Annotated in this window: 20 protein-coding genes; 15 read left to right on the plus strand and 5 right to left on the minus strand. The window is 42.7% G+C overall.

The genetic code is table 11. The annotated features are described in order from the left end of the window. Window positions 1-63: 63 nt before the first annotated feature. Complete coding sequence (locus tag OCV44_RS03345) at window positions 64-2,412, minus strand: PilZ domain-containing protein (RefSeq protein ID WP_139684580.1); 2,349 nt, start codon at window positions 2,410-2,412, stop codon at window positions 64-66. Window positions 2,413-2,573: 161 nt separating this feature from the next. Here OCV44_RS03345 and radA point away from each other — a divergent pair, with 161 nt between their 5' ends. Both radA and fusA read left to right on the plus strand, forming a co-directional pair. Then, window positions 2,574-3,956, plus strand: coding sequence for a DNA repair protein RadA (radA, locus tag OCV44_RS03350; RefSeq protein WP_102437794.1), 1,383 nt, complete (start codon window positions 2,574-2,576; stop codon window positions 3,954-3,956). 234 nt (window positions 3,957-4,190) lie between these two features. Beyond that, complete coding sequence (gene fusA, locus OCV44_RS03355; RefSeq protein ID WP_139684581.1) at window positions 4,191-6,278, plus strand: elongation factor G; 2,088 nt, start codon at window positions 4,191-4,193, stop codon at window positions 6,276-6,278. 203 nt (window positions 6,279-6,481) lie between these two features. Here fusA and OCV44_RS03360 read toward each other — a convergent pair whose 3' ends face one another. Then, window positions 6,482-6,694, minus strand: coding sequence for a VF530 family protein (locus OCV44_RS03360; RefSeq protein WP_012604684.1), 213 nt, complete (start codon window positions 6,692-6,694; stop codon window positions 6,482-6,484). A gap of 45 nt (window positions 6,695-6,739) precedes the next feature. Then, a complete protein-coding gene (locus OCV44_RS03365) occupies window positions 6,740-7,690 on the minus strand; it encodes a LysR substrate-binding domain-containing protein (protein WP_012604683.1) in 951 nt (316 codons plus the stop codon). A gap of 103 nt (window positions 7,691-7,793) precedes the next feature. On the opposite strand from OCV44_RS03365, the gene OCV44_RS03370 reads away from it, so the two are divergent. Continuing rightward, entirely contained in the window at window positions 7,794-8,000 is a 207-nt protein-coding gene (locus OCV44_RS03370) for a DUF1127 domain-containing protein (RefSeq protein ID WP_139684582.1), read from the plus strand. Window positions 8,001-8,090: 90 nt separating this feature from the next. On the opposite strand, the gene OCV44_RS03375 is transcribed toward OCV44_RS03370, so the two are convergent. Beyond that, window positions 8,091-9,779, minus strand: a complete 1,689-nt coding sequence (locus OCV44_RS03375) for an AMP-binding protein (RefSeq protein WP_139684583.1) — start codon at window positions 9,777-9,779, stop codon at window positions 8,091-8,093. Window positions 9,780-9,869: 90 nt separating this feature from the next. Continuing rightward, window positions 9,870-10,619 (minus strand): helix-turn-helix domain-containing protein, encoded by a 750-nt coding sequence (locus tag OCV44_RS03380; protein ID WP_139684584.1) that lies wholly within the window; start codon window positions 10,617-10,619, stop codon window positions 9,870-9,872. Between the two features lie 193 nt (window positions 10,620-10,812). On the opposite strand from OCV44_RS03380, the gene OCV44_RS03385 reads away from it, so the two are divergent. The 12 genes from OCV44_RS03385 to OCV44_RS03440 all read left to right on the plus strand — a co-directional run bounded on the left by OCV44_RS03385 (window position 10,813) and on the right by OCV44_RS03440 (window position 21,444). Then, a complete protein-coding gene (locus tag OCV44_RS03385) occupies window positions 10,813-10,983 on the plus strand; it encodes a Flp family type IVb pilin (protein WP_012604678.1) in 171 nt (56 codons plus the stop codon). A gap of 173 nt (window positions 10,984-11,156) precedes the next feature. Beyond that, window positions 11,157-11,687, plus strand: a complete 531-nt coding sequence (locus OCV44_RS03390) for an A24 family peptidase (RefSeq protein WP_017096676.1) — start codon at window positions 11,157-11,159, stop codon at window positions 11,685-11,687. Between the two features lie 37 nt (window positions 11,688-11,724). Further along, the gene (locus OCV44_RS03395; RefSeq protein ID WP_139684585.1) at window positions 11,725-13,074 is read left to right on the plus strand and encodes a P-loop NTPase family protein; all 1,350 of its coding nucleotides are present in this window, start codon (window positions 11,725-11,727) and stop codon (window positions 13,072-13,074) included. Beyond that, window positions 13,067-13,816: a Flp pilus assembly protein CpaB gene (gene cpaB, locus OCV44_RS03400; RefSeq protein ID WP_017099533.1), complete on the plus strand. Its 750-nt coding sequence runs from the start codon at window positions 13,067-13,069 to the stop codon at window positions 13,814-13,816. Before OCV44_RS03395 ends, cpaB begins: the two co-directional genes overlap by 8 nt. A gap of 8 nt (window positions 13,817-13,824) precedes the next feature. Continuing rightward, the gene (locus tag OCV44_RS03405; protein ID WP_139684586.1) at window positions 13,825-15,279 is read left to right on the plus strand and encodes a type II and III secretion system protein family protein; all 1,455 of its coding nucleotides are present in this window, start codon (window positions 13,825-13,827) and stop codon (window positions 15,277-15,279) included. After that, on the plus strand, window positions 15,269-15,538 hold the full coding sequence (locus tag OCV44_RS03410) for a hypothetical protein (protein WP_029223092.1): 270 nt from the start codon (window positions 15,269-15,271) through the stop codon (window positions 15,536-15,538). Before OCV44_RS03405 ends, OCV44_RS03410 begins: the two co-directional genes overlap by 11 nt. A 16-nt stretch (window positions 15,539-15,554) precedes the next feature. Further along, on the plus strand, window positions 15,555-16,823 hold the full coding sequence (locus tag OCV44_RS03415; RefSeq protein ID WP_139684587.1) for a TadE/TadG family type IV pilus assembly protein: 1,269 nt from the start codon (window positions 15,555-15,557) through the stop codon (window positions 16,821-16,823). Between the two features lie 2 nt (window positions 16,824-16,825). Beyond that, window positions 16,826-17,254: a TadE/TadG family type IV pilus assembly protein gene (locus OCV44_RS03420; RefSeq protein WP_102249118.1), complete on the plus strand. Its 429-nt coding sequence runs from the start codon at window positions 16,826-16,828 to the stop codon at window positions 17,252-17,254. Continuing rightward, window positions 17,254-17,745 (plus strand): TadE/TadG family type IV pilus assembly protein, encoded by a 492-nt coding sequence (locus OCV44_RS03425; RefSeq protein WP_029223094.1) that lies wholly within the window; start codon window positions 17,254-17,256, stop codon window positions 17,743-17,745. The genes OCV44_RS03420 and OCV44_RS03425 overlap by 1 nt, the downstream gene beginning before the upstream one ends. A gap of 24 nt (window positions 17,746-17,769) precedes the next feature. Next, entirely contained in the window at window positions 17,770-18,984 is a 1,215-nt protein-coding gene (locus OCV44_RS03430; RefSeq protein ID WP_012604669.1) for an AAA family ATPase, read from the plus strand. 33 nt (window positions 18,985-19,017) lie between these two features. Then, a complete protein-coding gene (locus OCV44_RS03435) occupies window positions 19,018-20,469 on the plus strand; it encodes a CpaF family protein (RefSeq protein WP_139684588.1) in 1,452 nt (483 codons plus the stop codon). A gap of 9 nt (window positions 20,470-20,478) precedes the next feature. Beyond that, entirely contained in the window at window positions 20,479-21,444 is a 966-nt protein-coding gene (locus tag OCV44_RS03440; protein WP_139684589.1) for a type II secretion system F family protein, read from the plus strand. Window positions 21,445-21,447 lie beyond the last annotated feature (3 nt).

The raw sequence follows: 21,447 nt of genomic DNA on the forward strand, positions 1-21,447 counted from the left end.
GCAGGCGATGAGCCTGCTTTTTCTATTTTCAAATCCGATAAGTCGGTAAATTGATACAGCTATTTAATGCGAGAGTTCCAATCGAATCAATACTTCATCGGTAATGTCTTCTATCTCACCATAACCAATAAAAGCGGTGACCTCACTCTCTAACTTCTTCGCTTGGTGCATACTGATGCGCGAAAGCTCGGCTAAGTCTGATTGGAATAAACTGGTTAATGGATTAAAGATCGGTGCGGTAGTGACTCGCAGTACATACACATCACCCAGATCTTGTGCATTCTTAATGAACGAGATACGTTCTTTCGTAGATGCAAAGTCTTTAACCAACTTCGTATGTACAGATTGAATTTTGTTACCAAACTTTACCGCAGCAATATAGACATCATGATGTTTGGGCTCTGCACCCTCTATTCTTTTAAGTGGTTCAGCCAATAGCGAATTAGAGTGACCTTTAAAAATAGGTTCGAGTGAAAACTTTTGGTTGTGCCCAAGTTTAGCCAGTAAGGCTAGATGCTTATTCAGTGGGAAGTTCACACCAATGAGCTTACAACGCAACGTTGAGCCCGGCTTATCAATGAAGATTGGATTACTGACCATTTTGTTAAGTAAAACACTGTGCAGTGATTTGAGCAGTGAATCGGTAGGCAGTATTTCTTGCTTCTTATTTAGCTTACTTTGGTTCTGATCGATAAGCCCATTGAGGAAGGCGATGGTACGCATTGTTTTTGCATTCTCGGTGATAACCAATTGAACGTTGCAACCGTTCGGGCTTACACGAATTACATGGTAAGGCACTGTGCTTAATGGCAAGTTTTTATCATAGAGTTGCAGTTCATTGAAATTCACCACAACCGGATCGTCAATCTTGAGTACCATTGGGTGTTCAAGGGTAATGCTTAGGCCACGTTTTGATATGTCTACAGTGTGTCCATTTATTGTTGGGCTATCTTGTGATGTGAGTTGAATTGGCGATTTAAAGCTATATCTAGGCTCTTTACGACGACTCTGTGAATCAAAGTAGATACTTTGAATATTCCCCACTACCGTTCGTGGATGACGAAATCGATTAAGGTCACTGCTTGGAATGCGTGGTTTTTCACTTAATAGATAATCGGCAGCACTTTCGTGATCACCGATCTCTTGCAAGATACCGCAATGAGTCAGTTGCGCTGAGCTTTGAGCAAGCGTATCTGAATGCTCAGCTAAGGTTTGTCGTTCTGAGTCGGATAATTCGAAAACCGAGAATTTGAACGCCTTCCAACTTTTACGTTTACCGCCAATGTGCCAGAACAGTTGCCTCTCTTCACGCGAAGCTTCAGGCAGCATCATCGAGTAGAACAAGGTTTTATTTTTATGTTCATGGGTAAAAGAGTAGATAACATTACTGGTTCCCTTCACGCCAGGCTTAGCGAGTAAATTCATACGTTGTTCGTTGAACAAAGTGCCCAGAGCCTGTTGGTTACGCTCATCATGCCAGTATTGCCATTGGGGATGATTATTATCCGTGAGTAGGGCGAGCTTCAGCTCACTACCACTGAAGAATAGAGGGAGGTTACAGGTATACTTTAGGTAGGTGTGTTCAATACCGCGAGTTCGCGTTCGAATGAGCCTATCTTGATTCTCATGGCTGGTTTTCTTACTGACACTATTTAAAGATTCATCGAGTAAACGAGCCACACTCGTTGTATCGCTGATTCTGATGCATCTTAAAAATTTGACGGCGTTGTTTTCGTAGGATTCATCAATACCCAGAATACGAAACTCAACCACCTCATTAACATCGGTCTCTAGCGACTTTTCAACAAGCTCTGTGAATTTAACACTGATGATTTCCCCTAGGTTATATTTAAACGCTCTTGGAACTTTGAACTTTGCACCTGACGGAGAGATATCAACCGTCACACCATGTAGGTTTTGTCCTTTCGGTGTGGTGATTTCAACCTGTGAGCTGATCTTGAGCCTGTTTTCTTTGCGTTTTAAATCGTAACCGAGGTTAATAGCTTCTGCTTCATAGGGACTATCAGCGTTAGTGATATCTTGATCATCTTGAGAGGATGTTTTAACAATATTCCGAAGAGGTTGAATGCGAGGTGTCATCACTAACTCCCACACGCCCTCGGTATAACCTTTAAACTTTTTAGTACCACGCTGATACGCGTTCAAAGCGATGTCATCAAGCCAATGTTTACGCTCGTCTAGCGTGAATTGATGACATTCATTATCAATACGTCCGCGCAAATCAATGCTCTTTGTGCACGGAGCCATGATACGATTCAGTTCCATTTTAACGAGCAGTTTTAGAGACGGCGATTCGCCTTCTGTCATTTGAGAAAGAAGGAATTCGAAATCTTCGGCATGGTAGGCCGGAATAAGTCGTTCTGCTACAGATAGAATTTCAGATTGCTGCATACTTTTCTTGTTAGAATGGATGGTGCGTTATTGTTATCGACGAGTTGCATTTGATCTTTAGGTATTCATGCCCCTACTGCAACTTTTATTTTCACCTGTACGGTCAACGGGGTCACAAAATAGCAACATTTACCCGTGACCAAGCAAATTATTGAGGTTTTATGGCTAAGGCAAAGCGAGCTTATGTGTGTAATGACTGTGGTGCTGACTTTCCACGTTGGCAAGGGCAGTGCAATGCATGTGGTGCTTGGAACACGATTACAGAAGTTAGGTTAGCCGCTTCACCTCAGGTTGCGCGTAACGAACGACTCAGTGGTGGTTATGCCGGTGGTGCAACTGAATCTTCCGTTCAAACGCTATCGGAAATCGATTTGCAAGAAGTCCCGCGCTTTAGCAGCGGCTTCAAAGAGCTTGATCGTGTGCTCGGTGGCGGTGTTGTTCCTGGCGCTGCGATCTTGATTGGTGGTAACCCTGGTGCCGGTAAATCAACGCTGTTATTGCAGACTATGTGTCAGCTTTCTTCCCAGTTACCGACACTTTATGTCACTGGCGAAGAATCTCTTCAACAAGTTGCGATGCGAGCATCTCGATTAGGGCTACCAAAAGAGCATCTCAAAATGCTCTCTGAAACCAACGTTGATAAAATCTGTCAAGTTGCGGAGAAAGAACAGCCTAAGATCATGGTTATCGATTCAATCCAAGTTATGCATGTCGCTGATGTTCAATCGTCTCCAGGCAGCGTTGCTCAGGTGCGCGAATCGGCAACCGCATTAACGCGCTATGCGAAACAGAACAACGTTGCCGTTTTCCTTGTAGGGCACGTAACTAAAGACGGTACCTTAGCGGGCCCCAAAGTACTTGAACACATTATTGACTGCTCGGTACTGTTAGATGGCGGAACGGACAGTCGTTTTAGAACCTTGCGCAGCCACAAGAACCGTTTTGGTGCAGTGAATGAGCTAGGTGTGTTTGCCATGACAGGGCAAGGGCTAAAAGAAGTGAGCAATCCATCGGCTATTTTTCTGTCTCGTGGTGAAGAAGAAACCTCAGGCAGTTCAGTGATGGTAGTTTGGGAAGGAACGCGTCCACTTCTTGTTGAAATCCAAGCGCTGGTGGATTATTCGCAGCTGGCTAACCCGCGTCGTGTCGCTGTTGGTCTCGAGCAAAATCGACTGTCATTGTTATTAGCCGTGCTGCATAAACACGGCGGCTTACAAATGGCTGACCAAGATGTGTTTGTGAATGTCGTTGGTGGTGTTAAAGTAACCGAAACCAGTGCTGATCTTGCATTGGTAATGGCATTACTTTCGAGTTTCAGAGACCGCGCATTGCCAAAAGATGTGGTGGTTTTTGGCGAAGTAGGCCTTGCTGGTGAGATTCGACCTGTACCGAGCGGTCAAGAGCGCTTAAATGAGGCGTTTAAACACGGCTTCAAGAGAGCCATTGTACCAGCGGCTAACATGCCTAAAGGTGGCATTCCAGGAATGCAGATCCACGGTGTGAAAAAATTATCGGAAGCAATTAATGCTTTTGATGAGTTGTAATTGAGCTCACTTCAGCTACTCTATACAGCAGAAATTCAGTCTAACTTAAACGCTATTTTCGCTTTAAGTTAGCACTAAACTTAACAATCATTTAGATTGTTTCTTCAGATTGCCTTTTTCTATATGTTAGAAAAAGGCAAAGTTTTTTAGTCCCAAATGCATGCAAAGCTATCAGTCCTCACAGATTGTGATATACTCTGCGCGCATTTTATATCCTATTAACAGAGTAAGACAATGGCAGATTTATCGAAATACAGAAACATTGGTATTTTCGCGCACGTTGATGCGGGTAAAACAACTACCACTGAGCGTATCCTTAAGCTAACTGGTCAAATCCACAAGACTGGTGAAGTACATGATGGCGAATCAACTACTGACTTCATGGAACAGGAAGCTGAGCGCGGAATTACTATCCAATCAGCAGCTGTAAGCTGTTTCTGGAACGGTCACCGTCTAAACGTTATCGATACTCCTGGACACGTTGACTTCACAGTTGAAGTATACCGTTCTCTTAAAGTACTTGATGGCGGTATCGGTGTATTCTGTGGTTCTGGTGGTGTTGAACCACAATCAGAAACTAACTGGCGCTACGCTAACGAATCAGAAGTATCTCGTCTGATCTTCGTTAACAAACTAGACCGTATGGGTGCAGATTTCTACAACGTTGTTGACCAAGTTAAAAACGTTCTAGGTGCAACTCCTCTAGTTATGGTTCTACCAATCGGCCGCGAAGATGAATTCGTGGGTGTTGTAGACCTACTAAGCCGTAAAGCATACGTTTGGGATGACACTGGTCTTCCTGAAAACTACGAAATCACTGATGTTCCTGCGGACATGGTTGATGACGTTGAGCAATACCGTGAAGAGCTAATCGAAACTGCTGTAGAGCAAGACGATGACCTAATGGAAGCTTACATGGAAGGTGAAGAGCCTTCTATCGAAGACATCAAACGTTGTATCCGTAAAGGTACTCGTGATATCGCATTCTTCCCTACGTTCTGTGGTTCTGCGTTCAAGAACAAAGGCATGCAAGTTATCCTTGATGCTGTAGTAGATTACCTACCTTCTCCAACTGAAGTTGATCCTCAACCTCTAATGGATGAGAACGGCGAAGAAACAGGCAACCACGCTATCGTTTCTACTGAAGAATCTTTCAAAGCGCTTGCATTCAAAATCATGGATGACCGTTTCGGTGCTCTAACTTTCGTTCGTATTTACTCTGGTAAATTGAACAAAGGTGACACGATTCTTAACTCATTCACAGGTAAAACTGAGCGTGTTGGCCGTATGGTTGAGATGCAAGCTGATGACCGTAACGAACTAACTAGCGCACAAGCTGGTGACATCATTGCGATCGTTGGTATGAAGAACGTGCAAACTGGTCACACTCTATGTGATCCTAAAGATCAAGTAACGCTTGAGCCAATGGTTTTCCCAACTCCAGTAATCTCTATCGCTGTATCTCCAAAAGATAAAGGCGGTTCTGAGAAAATGGGTATCGCGATCGGTAAAATGGTTGCAGAAGATCCATCTTTCCAAGTTGAGACTGATGAAGAAACTGGCGAAACTATCCTGAAAGGTATGGGTGAGCTTCACCTAGACATCAAGGTAGATATCCTTAAGCGTACTTACGGCGTTGACCTTACTGTTGGTGCTCCTCAAGTTGCTTACCGTGAAACTATTACTCAAGCAATTGAAGATAGCTACACGCATAAGAAACAGTCTGGTGGTTCTGGTCAATTCGGTAAGATCGATTACCGTATCAAGCCTGGCGAACCTGGTTCTGGCTTTACGTTCTCTTCAAAAGTTGTTGGCGGTAACGTACCTAAAGAATTCTGGCCTGCTGTTGAGAAAGGCTTTGCTGGCATGATGGAAAACGGCGTACTAGCTGGCTTCCCTACGCTAGACGTTGAAGTTGAACTTTACGATGGTGGTTTCCACGCAGTCGATTCATCTGCAATCGCATTTGAAATCGCAGCGAAAGGTGCATTCCGTCAATCAATGCCTAAAGCTGGCGCGCAACTTCTTGAGCCTATCATGAACGTTGACGTGTTCACTCCAGAAGATCACGTTGGTGATGTTATCGGTGACCTTAACCGTCGTCGTGGCATGATCAAAGATCAACAAGCTGGTGTTACTGGTGTTCGTATTAAAGCTGACGTACCTCTTTCTGAGATGTTCGGCTACATCGGTCACCTACGTACTATCACTTCTGGTCGTGGCCAATTCTCTATGGAATTCGCACAATACTCACCATGTCCAACTAACGTTGCTGACGAAGTGATTGCAAAAGTTAAAGCAGAAAAAGAAGCTGGTAAGTAATTAGCCCTTTTCTAAATTAGCTAAAAAAGCCCCGCAAGTGAAAGCTTGCGGGGCTTTTTATTGTTTGTAATATACTGCGAGGTGCGAGGTGCGAGGTGCGAGGTGCGAGGTGCGAGGTGCGAGGTGCTGATGTAGCCCCTAAAAAGTAGACTCAGGGGTTGTCCCGTATTTAATCAACACGGGACTGATAAAGCAGGGAGAGACTAACGTTTTAAGTCGATGTAAATCTGCTCTACCTTGGTGCGTGCCCAATCTGTTTTACGCAAAAATTTTAAGCTCGATTTAATGCTCGGGTCTTTTTTAAAGCAGTTGATGTTCACCATGTAACTCAACTCTTCCCAACCGTAATGTTCAACCAGTTCAGTCAGTAGCTTCTGTAGAGTGATACCGTGAAGTGGATTATTGTCTTGTGTCATGAGATGTTCTCGCCATTTATTTGAGCTAAGTATACCAGTTTCGCTTTATGAATTATCAGACCATTTAAGCTGGTAATCTGTCTCGATAATAGTTAGTTCTTCTCGACCTCTATTCCCAAACAACCGAACCTGATTTTGCATCCAAGCCTCAAAACGCTTTATCTTTTCTCGATGAAAGTAGCCAGCAGGGGCACATAAGAAGTAATTGTATTTAGGCTTGAGTGCTAAGTTACCGATTCGAACGAGTTTCTTTTCCTGCAAATACCGATAGACCAAACTGTGCTTCACAAGAGCAACGCCTTGTACGGATAATGCACCTTCTAAAACAAAATGCGAGCCATCAAATTGCAGTGATGAGCGTCCTGCCTTCGCTCCTACAATGTCTAGCCATAGATTCCAATCCATATCTGGCCATCGGTCTTCAATTAGCTCTGCTTTGTGTAGATCGTCGATGTCATAAATACCATGCTTCTCTTGGTAGATAGGGTGGCAGACAGGGTAAACCACTTCGTCCATTAACCAACGTGATTCAATGTTTGGATAATTACCATGACCATATCGAACGCAGACATCGACATTAGAATCTTCAAACGTCACCAGCTTGTTGGTCGGTTCAATCAACATGGATAGATCAGGGTGACGATCGCGAAAGTCTCCAATTCTAGGCACCAACCAGTGTTGAGCAAATGATGGTACGGTTGAAATAGACAGTTGAGTAGGATTGGGGTCTTGGTTTATTCGTCTTACCCCATCTTGAATATGAGCAAAGCCTTTCTTAGCTTGCAGGTAAAGCACATCACCTTCGTGAGTGAGTACTATTTTTCGGTGCTGACGAATAAACAAGTCTGCACCTAGCCACTCTTCAAGTTGACGAATTTGTTGGCTGACGGCAGCTGCCGTGACGAACAGCTTTTCAGCCGCGAGTTTAAAACTGCCTGTTTCAGCCGCAGTATAAAAATAGTAGATCCCTTGGAAAGGTGGGGTTCGTTCTCTCACATTAGTTTTCCTTAACCGAATGTCAGTATCTATCGTTTGTCGATATTTATCTGTTGGTTGATTATTGACCATGATAAAGCGAAAAATCAACAGGAGATAGGCTATGAACACGATAACAGCGACATCAAGGGCTAACCAATCATTCTTATCATCGTTATCAATTAAGAAATTCTATTCTAACTTTGAGCGCTATCTTCAGAATCGTAGAACCAGAAAGCAGCTGTCTGAGTTACCAGAATATTTGTTGAGAGATGTCGGGATTACACAGGAACAAGTTAATAAGGAACTGAAGAAATCGTTTTGGGAGTGAGTGGAGTGTGTTAGGTGAGGCAGTAACTGACCTAAGGTTGAGCGCTTTGGTGCTAAAAAAGGAGCCGTAATGGCTCCCTCTCGATTTTGATTACTCTTCCCAAACCACTAATTTATCTTTCGGCCAGTTATGACCGACTTCATGGTATTTCTGCTCAAGAATATGTCGCTTGATCTTGAGGGTTGGGGTGAGCACACCGTTGTCGATGCTCCATGGTTCCTTAATCATCAGTACGCCTTTGATCTTCTCATGCGAGGCTAACTGTTCGTTCATTTTTTCAATGACACGTTTACTTGTTCTTTCATAACGAGCACGATCAAAATTAGGGAAGTCATGCGGTACTACGAGTAGGATCGGGCCCGGTAAGCCTAAGCCGATCAAACACATCATCTCTACACGACTGTACTCAAAGAGTTTGTTTTCGATTGGCACGGGAGCCACAAACTTACCTTTCGCAGTTTTAAAGGTGTCTTTCTTACGTCCGCGAATCGTTAGGTAGCCCTCGCTGTCGATATCACCGATATCGCCAGTATGAAGCCATCCCTCAGAGTTAAAAGACTCTTGGGTTGCTATGTCATTTTTGTAATAACCAGAGAACATACCTTTGCTTCGAACCAAAATTTCTTCATCTTCTGCAATTTTGAGTTCGATGCCTGGGCCAGCATTACCCACAGTACCAATTTTGTCGGCTCTAAACGGGTGGTTAATCGTGCTGTAGGCGAAAGACTCCGTCATTCCCCAAGCCTCGGTAATGTGTAGGCCAACACTCTCATACCATGCAAGTAGAGCCGGTGATACCGGAGCCGAACCACACCCTAAAACGCGGGCTTGATCTAACCCTAGGCCATCAGCCAGTTTCTTCTTAATGATGTTGTTGATAAACGGAATCTTAAGTAAGAAGTTAAGTTTCTTCTGCGGCAGCTTATCTTGGATTCGTTGCTGGAAGAGAGTCCATAAACGAGGAACTGAAATAAATAGAGTAGGGCGATGCATTTTTACATCATCAATAAAGGTATCTAAAGACTCAGGGAATGCCGTGACTATACCGCCCATTACCGATGAGCCAAAGATGTACACTCGTTCTGTAATATGGGCAAGCGGTAGATAAGAGAACAGGCGATCGCCGGGTTGGATACCAATATGATCGATCAAACGTTGAACTGACCACGTAAAGGCACCGTATGTGAGCATTGCGCCTTTTGGTAGCCCTGATGTACCCGAAGTATAAACAAGTGACATTACTTTATCATCGTGATGCTGAGGTCGTTTAGTTGATGGTTCATGGGTATCAATGAGTTGTTCGAAAGTATGTTGGCACTTTGCTGCGCTATCGTAGGGCAGTGAGATACTCACCAAGTTTGGGTTTTCATCCAGTACTTTTTGAGTGGCCTTAGGATCGTCAAGCTTACCCGCTATCACAATTTTACTTTCACTGTGTTCGATACAGTACTGAATGGTATCTGCACCCGCGGTAGGAAAGATTGGGACGCTGACAAAATCTCCTAACATCATGGCAAGATCGCAGATAAACCATTCTGCACAGTTTTTCGATATAAGAGCGACTCGATCACCGGGCTGGGCTCCGAGTCCTTCTAATGCTGACGCCAGTTTCAGTGCTTTGTCGGCCACTTCTTTATAAGTAAACTCAACAAATTGGCGGTTAATAATTTGCTTTAAATAGACTTCATCTGGGCGTTCTTCTGCCCATTTTAAAATCATGTCATTGGGTGTAGGGAGAGCTGTTGCTTGTTCTTGGCTAAACTCGTTAGGCTGAATCATTGTCTAACTCCATGTTTTTCGCTAAGTTATTTTTGTTAAAATCATGTTAAATGTACCATGATTTTTTCTTTTAGGGAGTAAAATTAGCGTTTATGTTCTTTGTTTTCCGTTATCTGTGCAGGCTCGCCTGTAACTTGCAGGCGTTACTCCAGTCCGTTTCTTAAAAATTCTCGAGAAATATGACACATCCTTGTATCCACATTGATAGGCAATGACAGCAATTTTTGATTCGGTATCTGCTTCGATTAACTTTTTGGCAAGTAGAATGCGTTTATCGCACACGAAGTCTCTAAAGCTTACTCCAAAGTGTAGATGAAACTTCTTAGAAAAATAGGTGGTTGAACAGTGACATTTCTCGGCGATTTCTGTTTCTCTGATTTCTTTGTTGATGTTGTCCATTACAAAGTTAACGACTTCTGATGTGAAGACCTTGACTGGCAGCTGATTGTTGCTGTTTGTGTCTCTGTCGATATCGAAATGAGGCTCGAACATATGTTGTGTCTTGGCCTTAAGTTCTTCGAACTGACTGGTCAGATGATTACTGTTTGTTTCTATAATGAAAAATATATTCTTATGATTTAGAACGATATTAGGTAACGGGTCGGAACAAATAATGACAATTCTTTTGTTCAAGTTTTCGCAAATAGATAAAGCCATAGTAAGCAGTTGAGTTTTATCTGCACTATTCAATATGAAAAATACCAATCTGACATCTAAGTTACTGATTATAGATATGTCTTGTTTAAAGTTTTCAATAGAAAAATAGTTGCCTATTTTATTGATAATAACGGAGTTGAAATCACTCTCTTTATCCGATAACAACGGGGTTACTATTTTCATACAGATACCCAATGCATTTCATATTCTCTTTTAGTCTAAAAGTGGCTAATTAATGAAGCTTTATATTTAGATTAGAAGTACCACAAAAAAGTGCAAGTAAATGGCAAAAAAATCCTAACCAAATATATCTCTCACCTCTAGATTTACTTTACAGGCAAACAAAGCCTGATACGTAAATCAAGGAGAAGTTCTCATGGATAAGTTTTTGAATAATTGTAAAGAATTCATGAAAGATGAAGAAGGGTTGACTGTTATCGAGTATGTAATTGGTGCAGCGTTACTGGTATTAGGCTTGACCACTATATTTACTGGTTTTGGGGCCGCCCTATCCGCTAAGCTTAATAACATCATTAACAGTATTTAATGATTACTGCCATGGTTGCTCGGAGAGTGAGACAGCAAAAGGGGTTAACGACTATTGAGTATGTCATTGGTGCTGCCTCGCTCATAATTTTTGTCGGGCTAATTTTCTCTGGAATGGCTACGACATTAGTGAGTAAATTTCAAAGTATTATATCGAGCGTATGAATTGAAATTATGATTAATGAGCCTTCTGTTTTTTGGGCATTGCTAATTGCTGTATCGGTATACGATGTTGAGAAACATCGTATACCAAACAAAATATTGATTCTTTTTTTATTTTTTTATTTTTTATCAATGTTCAACAGCAATTACACCTTTGATAGTTTCTTAATGTCTTTATTTGGGTCGGTCGTATTCTTTTGTTTTGGATTGCTATTCTATTTTTTAAGAGCAATGTCTGCAGGGGATGTGAAGTTATTAGGTGTTGTAGGAATGTATTTGGGGTGGGGGCAATTACTCGATGCATCGTACTTTATCTTGGTTTCTTCTGGAGTTGTTGGGGTTTTCTACCTGCTATACAACCTCTCCAACTCGAGCTGTTTTAGTATTAAAAGCTATTTTGAAAATAAGATAATTGTGCTTGGTGGAGCTGCACCAGTCATTGATAAAACAGCTAATTTACATACTCGGTATTCAAATAAAGTAACGATGCCTTTTGCTCCTTCTGTTGTTATAGGGTTAGCGATGTATAGCTACTTTACTTAAATCTGTTGTTGGTTAGCTTTGTGGGGAGACATAATATATGGATATTATAGGGCGTACTGCTCCAACAACCTTGAAGCCACAAATTTCAGCCCCAATCGTCCCTACATCTCTTGATATGTTGGGTGTTCCTGAAGTCGTTATTGAAAACCTCGTACTTAAGCATTTGTCGGCTTACCCAAAATCGGATGTTTTAGAGCTTTCTAATTATTTATGTGTTGTGACTCATATCGTAGAAAGCGCTTTGGCCGTTTTAAGAAAGAAGTCATTAATCGAGGTATTTCAGCCTACTTCTGATATTTCCCTCTCATCTGTGTCACATAGTCATGTTCGTTATTCACTATCAGAAAAAGGGCTTGAAGAAGCGGATCTTGCTTTCAAGCGTGATGCTTATTTAGGCCCCGCACCGGTTTCGCTTACCCAATATAGTGAGGTGGTAAAACAACAAGACTTGAGAGCTGAGTTAGTGACTCGGCCACATGTCGAAACGGCACTGAGTGATGTATATGGTGTCGAAAAAATGATTTCAGTACTTGGGCCTGCAATCAATTCGGGGCGTGCTTTGTTACTTTATGGCCATGCAGGAACGGGTAAAACATTTGTCGCGAGCCGTATTGTGAACGCTTTGCACACCTCTGTATTTATTCCTTATGCCGTCTATGCTCTGGGTAACATTATCAAGGTGTTCTCGGCGCAACATCATAAACCGTTGGATAGTAACGGCAGCGATCAAAGTATTTCCCTCAAAGATCAGTACGACAAGCGTTGGCTTAATTGTGAAAGACCCAATATCCAGGTTGGGGGAGAACTGACTATGGATATGCTTGAAGTCAATCACTCAGAAAATAGTCGAGTCTGGTTAGCACCAGTTCAAATGATGGCAAACAATGGGATTTTTATCATTGATGATCTTGGTCGTCAGCCTATGCCTGTGGATGCGCTTCTTAACCGTTGGATAGTACCGATGGAGTACTCATTCGATTACTTGTCGCTGCCTAATGGTCAGCAGATAACGATGCCATTTGTATTAACTCTTGCCTTCTCTACCAATTTAAATCCCAAGAAAATAAGCGATCCTGCCTTTTTGCGTCGTTTAGGTTACAAGATTGAATTCAAGCCACTTAACCAACGAGACTATGAAGCTCTATGGATGAGCGTCGTTGCTGATAAAGAAGTCGAGCTTCAAGATGGGTTCTTTGAGCGTTTATCTCAAATGCACACGCTTCTTAAGGTGCCACTTTTCCCATGTTTACCGAAAGATCTCGTTGGTATAAGCAAAGATATTCTTTCGTTTGAACAACTCCCGCCTGTTATTACCTTCGATATTCTTTCCATGGCATGGGAAGTCTATTTTACCTCTGATGGACACGAGGAAGAAAATAATGAATAAGAGTCAAGTTTTCCTACTGTTTTTACTGTCCGTAGTATTTGGCTTAGCGGCTGTATTTTTTGCTAAGCAGTGGATGGAAGATCAAGTTCAACCAACCGTTGAGGTTGAAACTGTGGAGCGTCATCCAGTCGTGGTGGCATCACAAGAAATTGAAGCTGGAACCATTATTGAGGAGCAGTTCTTAGCGACAAAGTTGATGGAAGTTGATTGGATTAATGAAAATAATTTTTCCGATGCTTCTGAATTGGTTGGCAAAGTGGTAGCCAATACTATTTATGCTGGTGAAGTGCTTCATAAAATGCGTTTTACTATTCCAGGAGAAGGCTCAACGCTTGCTGCGTTAATACCTGAGAATAAACGTGCGGTAACAATACGAGTGGATGACGTTATTGGTGTGGCTGGCTTTCTATTACCAGGTAATAAAGTTGACATACTTAGCACTGTTTCTTACAGCAAAAACTCAGCAGCAACTCGTACCGTGTTGAAAGATATCAAGGTACTGGCAGTAGACCAAACAGCAAAAACGAATGAAAACAGTCCTATTATCGTACGAGCTGTGACATTAGAGGTTTCACCTAAAGATGCTGAAAAACTTTTAACAGCGAAGAGTAAAGGCAGTATTCAACTGACACTGAGAAACCCTCATGAAGTTGAGAAAAAGGTTGTTCGTCGATACGTACCTAAGCCGAGTGTGACGATCATTAAAGGTACTCAAGCATCTAGTGTTCGCGTCAAGGATTGAGGTGAGTTATGAAAATAATAATAACGTGTATTTTGAGCTTCGTTTGTTTCTCTACACTGAGCTTTGCTGCTCTACAAACGGGTAAAACGGTAACGGTTCCTCATCACAAATCAACACATGTGGTGTTGTCAGGGAAAGCGAGCAAAGTGTCGCTTGGTGATCCTGATGTACTTGATATTGTGATGTTGAAATCGAGCGAGCTGTTTTTAATCGGAAAAAAATTAGGTGCAACTAACCTAATGGCGTGGGATGCCCGTGGCCAGTTGATTGAATCGATCAATATCGAAGTCACTCATGATCTTAATAGCTTAAAAGCGAAGTTATATGAGTTTCTTCCTGATGAAACGATTGAGGTGCACAGTGCTCAAAATCGCTTGCTGCTGAGTGGACAGGTGAGTAATCAGCAACAAATGAATGTAGCGATGCGAATAGCAGAAACCTACTCTTCGGGTGAAACGGCTGATGAATCGAAGGAGAGTGGTAGCGAGCAAGCTGCAGCGACAGGTGTTATCAACTTGATGTCTATTGGTGGCGCTCAACAAGTCATGTTAGAAGTGACGGTCGCCGAGGTTCAAAGAAGCTTGGTGAGAAAATTTGATGCAAACTTTCATTTCTTCCAAACGAGCGGATCGAATATTTCTTGGGGGGCGTCGTCAGTTCCTGCTGGTGTTCTAGGGGCTACGCCAATCTTTGATATTCCAACCTCTACTGATTACGGCATTTTAGGCTCGTTTATTGATAGTAATACCCTGTTTACATTCGCCCTAGATGTCGCAAAACAGAATGGTGTGGCGAAAGTTTTAGCAGAACCTAACTTAACGGCATTAAGTGGCTCTAAGGCTGAATTTTTAGCGGGTGGTGAATTCCCTATCCCTGTGCCAGATGAAGACGGTATTACGATTGAATATAAAGAATATGGGGTTGGGTTAAAGTTCATTCCCACAGTTCTGAGTGATAAAAAGATCAACCTAAACTTGGCTGTTGATGTGAGTGAAATTGCCAATAGTAGCTCGTTAACGATTGACCCAGGAACAACCAATGCGACCTACTTTATCCCTCCAATCACTCGTCGAAGCGCGTCATCGACACTTGAGTTAGCCGACGGACAAACTATTGGTATTGCTGGGTTGCTCAGCGAGAATGTTAGGGATGTGAGTAACAAAATGCCGGGTATTGGTGATGTCCCCATCTTAGGGCAACTCTTTAATAGCCAAGAGTATGTATCTGGTGAAACAGAACTTGTCATTCTTGTTACCCCTCGACTCGCGAAACCTATTGACCGAAATAAAGTAACGTTACCAACAGATGCTTTTGTTGACCCGAATGATTTGGAGTATTACTTATTAGGTCGAAGCGCTTATATCGCTGAACCGTCTGAATCGGATTCAGAGCAATCTCAAGCTTCACAGGGAATATCACCAACAGATGGTGGTAGCGAAGGCTCATTTGGACATGATTTATAAGGAGATAGATATGATTAGAATAATGATGGTCTTTCTCGTAATGGTGTTAGTTGGCTGTGCTAATGATGCTCGTTTAGGGCATTCGGTAGCACTCGTAAAAACAGAACAAACGTATAACCCTAATGCGACCCAAGAGAATTTACTCGTGGTACCGGATGGTACAGGGGAGCGGATGCAGACTGGTTACGATAGATATGTAGGCAGAGGTGAAAACGAACTGTCTGGAAGTAGTAGCCAGATCTTAGAAGAATTTAACTAAATCTGGAGGTACTCATATGTTGTATCGAGTATCAAAAAGTCCCAGAAAACAGCAAGGCTTAGTTGTCGTATTAGTTACCGCTGCTTTGCTTGTTTTCTTAGCTGTGTCAGCGTTGGCTGTAGATGTTAACCATATGCTGGTTAATAAAACACGCTTACAAAATGCTGTAGATTCAGCGGCGTTAGCTGCGGCAACCATACTGGACAATAGTAAAGACAAAGATGCGGTGGATGCTGAGATAGGCACTGCGTTAAATGCAATGGCAGCGTCAACAGGGAATCATGAGATTGATTTTACCACCGCTTCCATAAACATTGATTACTCTAACGATCCTCAGGATTTTACTGGAACAGCCACCTTCGGTGATGACGATGATGTATATGTACGCGTTCGAGTAGATTCGTTGGATATGGATGAGTTCTTTATTCAAATGTTTGGACTAGTAAAAGAGGTTTCAGCAAGTGCAGTCGCTGGGCCAAGCTCCGGGCAAGAGGTTGTCAATAACGTTGTGCCTATTGGGGTTTGCATTGGTGACGGAACTTCGGACAACGACGTTGATCCTGAAGATGGATATCATGACGTTACTGGCGATGCAATAACGAGCGTGTTTGGTTATGAAGTGGGGACTGTCCATGCATTGAAGGTGGGTGACAGTAGCTTATCTGAAATGGGTAACGGTAATTATCATTTATTAGACTTTGGGTCTGGTGGTAAGGCTATAAAAGAGGGGTTAGGTGGTAGTTATGACCAACCCGTTAAAATAGGTGAAGATATCACGACCAAACCTGGCGGCACGGTTGGCCCAACAGGCGATGGCTTGAATACTCGTTTTGGCGATTATGGTGGTGGCTTAACGGCATCAGATTACCCTTCTGACTACGTAACTACAGAGCCTAGCGATGAGATTACGATTGATGCAAGTACAGGGGATATCGATTTTGATGGCACTTATACCTATGCGCAATATGAAGCTGATACCAACGCATGTATAGCAGATAACGGTTCAGGGTGTGCCGCTAATGGTGTTGCTTGGCGTCGTATTTTACCGATACCTATGGTGGATTGCTCAGGTAAAAGTGGCGGTGCCACTGACTTTACTGTGAATAAAATTGGTTGTTTTTTCTTGTTGCAAAAAGCACCAACTAATAACTCAGGTACGCCTGCCGTCTTTGGTGAGTTCATTCACTCCTGTAGTGTTGTTGGTGGTTCAGGCAGTACAGAATCAACAACGGAAGGAACTTATAAGATTGTTTTGTATAAGGATCCTGATAGTGGGGAGTCTTGATTATGAAGCCTTTAATTAAATCTAATCGTGGCTTTGCTGCTATCGAGATGGTAATCGCGACTCCTGTATTGCTGTTTTTCCTTATATTAGTGCTTGAACTGGGCAATATGATGATTCACTACAATGTGATATCTAAATCCGTTCAAAATGGCGCCCGCTATGCGGTAAGTGAAGTCTATGGAACCCAAGGTGGAACGCTGGCTCCGTCGTCAGAAATACAGAATGTGGTGGTTTATGGTCAAAACACAGCTGGAACGGCGATATTGTCGAATTTAGTTGTTTCTGACGTGACAATTAGCCCACCGAATACAGATAGCTATGTACGTGTGAGTGTGACCTACAATTATATTCCTCATTTTGTGTCGATCCCGTTTTCTTCGGCGAGCTTTTCTATTCCGATTAGTGTCTCTTCGATAATGAGGGTGCTGTGATGAAACGATACAAAGGGCGTATTAAAGGCATCGCTATTATCGAATTTACCATAGTGTCTTGGCTAGTCTTTCTCTTGGTTTTCCTTATTTTAGCGCTGGGTGCTTACATATTTTCGCTTCAAATGGTGAGTGAAGCGACCAGAAAGGCAGCAAGGTTAGCCACGGTTTGCTACGTTGCTGATAGGGACAATATCGCGGGAATGGTTGTTGCTGATCTCCCTCTTGTTGGTTTTACCGCGGCGAATTTGGAAGTTGCATATTTAGATGTGAGTGGGAATGAAATTACATCTGGTTATGATACGGATCCTGTCTTTAGTAGCATTAAATTTGTAAGGGCACGAGCGACAGGGTACGGAATTCAATTAATTGATAATTTGAGTTTTTTAGGTACGAGTGGTTACTTGGCTGCTCCCTCATTTGAAACCATCTTACCTGCAGAAAGTTTAGGTGTGGTAAGGGCGGACTCCGAAACTCGGAATCGGTGTCCATAAGTTATTTTATACAGGAGTAGCGGTATGGGGGAAGCGATCAAAATCACGCCTAATGAGAACGATATTACGCGTTTGAGAACAAACCTAAAAGTCTGGTTGATCTACAGTACTGAGGGTTTTCTCTCACATATGAGCCAAGAGCTGAAGAAATGTCGAAATGTGCATGTGACATCATTTTCTCTCGGAGCAATGAGTGAGGAGTACTTAAAAAGTGCCGATGTACCAGAACTTATTTTTGTTGAAGCTCATGGCAACTGGGCTCAGAAAATGGTTGAGCTACAAGGGTATGATCTATCGCTAGAAGAACAAGATTTATCTTTAGTTGTACTCGGTGATGAAAGTGACAATGGCTCATTAAAAATAGCGCTGCGTCTAGGGGCTTCTGATTTCTTATCTCACAACGTGACGCTTTCTGATTTGCTCCCACTGCTCAAGAAAACGGCGGCCGAAAAGCTTGAGAACTCAAGCTATGGTGAGTTTATTCTGTTTCTAAACACCAAGGGGGGGATGGGGGCGACCACCTTGGCGTTGAATACCGCTATTGAGATGGCCAGTCAGCATCCCGGTGAGGTTTTGTTACTTGATATCGACCTTCAATTTGGTGTGATTCCTGATTATTTAAATATTGTTCCTACCTATAGTGTTTCGGATGCTATCAACAGTTCGAATGACCTTGATGAAATATCGTTAGGAACTTTGGTAAATAAGCACGAATCTGGCTTACATGTTCTAAGCTTTAAGCATGAGAACAATGCTGATGACTTTGAACAGGCACAGAAAATAGGCCGATTGCTTCCTATATTACGCCGTTTTTACCCATATGTGATCATTGACCTCTCAAGAGGATTAGACCATGTGTTTGCATCCGCAATATCACCAGCAACAAAGGTGCTTCTTGTTTTGCAACAGAGCCTAGTGTCAGTCAAAAACACAAGTCGACTCATTAAGTCTCTGAAATTTGAGTACGGCTTACAAAGTGATTCTATTGAGGTCATTCTGAACCGTTATGAAAAGCGACACTCAATTAAGTTAAAAGATATTGAACAGGCGGTAGGTAAGCATGACATACACCTTATGCCTAATGATTTCAAAGTTGCATTAGAGAGTGCCAACTTGGGGCAACCGCTAGTTCAGTCGAGAAAGAAAAGTTCTATTACTCGCTCTATTATCGATTTGTCACACATTCTTTCACCACCAGAGCAGGAAGAGAAAGGGTGGCTGAAAAAGCTGTTTTCATAATGGGTTGATAAAAAGTAAACGCGAGGGATTGTGATGTTCTTTAAACGAAAAAATGTAAATCCAGAGTTTGAAAAAAGAGTAGAACAGATTTCGCATGATTCAGAAGATGCCAATCCTGTTGAACGTTTATCAAGCGTTGAGATGTCTAGTCACACTCGAAGTGCAGAAGCTAATGTAGAGAAGGAAAAGGCGATTGATGAGGCCCGAAAAGTTCTCGAACAAGAGCTATCAATAAAACACTTTTTCCATAAGCAGCTGCTTGAAACACTAGACTTAGGGTTGCTTTCAAGCTTGGAAAAAGAGCGAGCTAAGCTAGATCTACATGAAGCCATCGTACAATTAATGGCTGAAGATGGGAGCCATGCACTCAGTGCCGAAGGGCGTAAACGGGTCATCAAGCAGATAGAAGACGAGGTTTTTGGCCTTGGACCGCTTGAGCCTCTATTAGCCGATCAAACGGTCTCCGATATATTAGTCAACGGCCCTAAAAGTGTTTATGTAGAGCGAAGAGGTAAACTCGAAAAAACGCCATACACTTTTCTTGATGACCGTCACCTGAGAAACATTATTGATCGCATTGTTAGTCAGGTAGGGCGTCGAATAGATGAAGCATCACCTATGGTAGATGCGCGCTTAGTTGATGGCTCGCGTGTTAACGCCATTATCCCTCCTTTGGCTCTTGATGGCCCGTCCGTTTCGATCCGTCGTTTTGCCGTTGATCGTTTGACGATGGATAATCTGATTGGCTACGACTCAGTCTCACCTCAAATGGCTAAGTTTGTAGAGGCAGCCGTGAAAGGTGAACTTAATATCTTGATTTCAGGAGGGACGGGGTCAGGGAAAACAACCACACTGAATATCTTTTCTGGTTTCATCCCTCGAGACCAACGAATCATTACTATAGAAGACTCGGCAGAGTTACAACTTCAACAACCCCATGTTATTCGCCTAGAAACCCGCCCTGCTAACTTAGAAGGGAAAGGGGAGATCAGTCAGAGGGAGTTGGTAAAAAACACCTTACGTATGCGCCCAGACCGAATTGTGGTTGGTGAGGTGCGTGGTAGCGAAGCCGTTGATATGTTGGCGGCAATGAATACTGGTCACGATGGGTCTCTTGCGACTATTCACGCCAATACCCCCCGAGATGCCTTAAGCCGTGTTGAAAACATGTTCTCTATGGCTGGTTGGAACATTTCAACTAAAAACTTAAGAGCTCAAATTGCTTCGGCTATCCACCTTGTTGTCCAAATGGAACGACAAGAAGATGGTAAGCGCCGCATGGTGAGCATTCAAGAGATCAACGGCATGGAGGGGGAGGTGATTACTATGTCGGAAATTTTCCGTTTTCAACGTAAAGGTATTGATGAAGATGGCAATATTATCGGCTATTTCACTGCGACAGGGGTCGTACCTCAATATCATGACCAGTTAGTTAAACGTGGACTCGATCTGCCTTTCGAGCTCTTCACTGAGACTCATGGTTAAGGAGAGATTATGGATAATGTAAGTGTTTCACTCGGCCTATTATTCATCGCGGTGCTTTTTATCTCCCAAGCTTTGTTATTGCCTGCTGCGGGGAAAAAGGCCAAGCATAAAGAGCTTTCTCGACGTTTGAAAGAGACCCAACGTAATATCGATGAAGAGAGCTTATCGCTACTCAAAGAGCATTATAATAAAGACTTATCCCCATTCGATCGCAAGCTCACCGTTATCCCTTATTTTGCTGGCTTAAAACGGATGTTGGAGCTAGCCGGTATTAGAGTTTCGCTAAGTCGCTTTTTACTCATTGTTGCTCTATGCGGTGTGTCGCTCACATTGATATCAATAATGACTCAACAAGAGTGGTTCATTAGTCTAACGGCATTCATTGCTGTCTGGGTTGTTGCTTACCTGTATGTGCAAAATCGAGTGAGTTATCGAATGGCTCGATTTGAAGAGCAGCTCCCTGAAGCGTTGGATATTATTCGACGAGCATTACAAGCTGGGCAGCCGCTAATTCAATCATTCAATGAGGTTGGTGAAGAACTCCCAGATCCTATCGGTGCCGAGTTTAAAAATACCTATAACCTACTTAACTATGGTTACGATTTACGTTTAGCTATCTTACAAATGGCAGAGCGTGTCCCCACCGTATCAATGTTAGCTTTTTCTAGTGCGGTAATGTTGCAGAAAGAAACGGGGGGTAACCTCTCCGAAAATCTTCAAAAAGTATCCGAAGTTCTCAGATCTCGCTTTAAGCTAGAAAGGAAAATAAAAACGCTTTCTGCTGAAAGTCGGCTATCAGCATGGATATTAACCTTATCCCCATTTGGTTTGTTTTTTGCTTTAAAAGTGGCGAATCCAGATTATATTGAGCCGCTTTATAATGACCCTCGCGGCGTTTCAATGGTCAGTGTTGGTATTGTACTTTTAGCGATCGGAGCCCTATGGATTAAGCGAATCATCAGCATAGAGATTTAACCT

Origin of the sequence: Vibrio tasmaniensis (assembly GCF_024347635.1) — a bacterium.
GTDB classification, from domain to species: Bacteria; Pseudomonadota; Gammaproteobacteria; order Enterobacterales; family Vibrionaceae; genus Vibrio; species Vibrio tasmaniensis.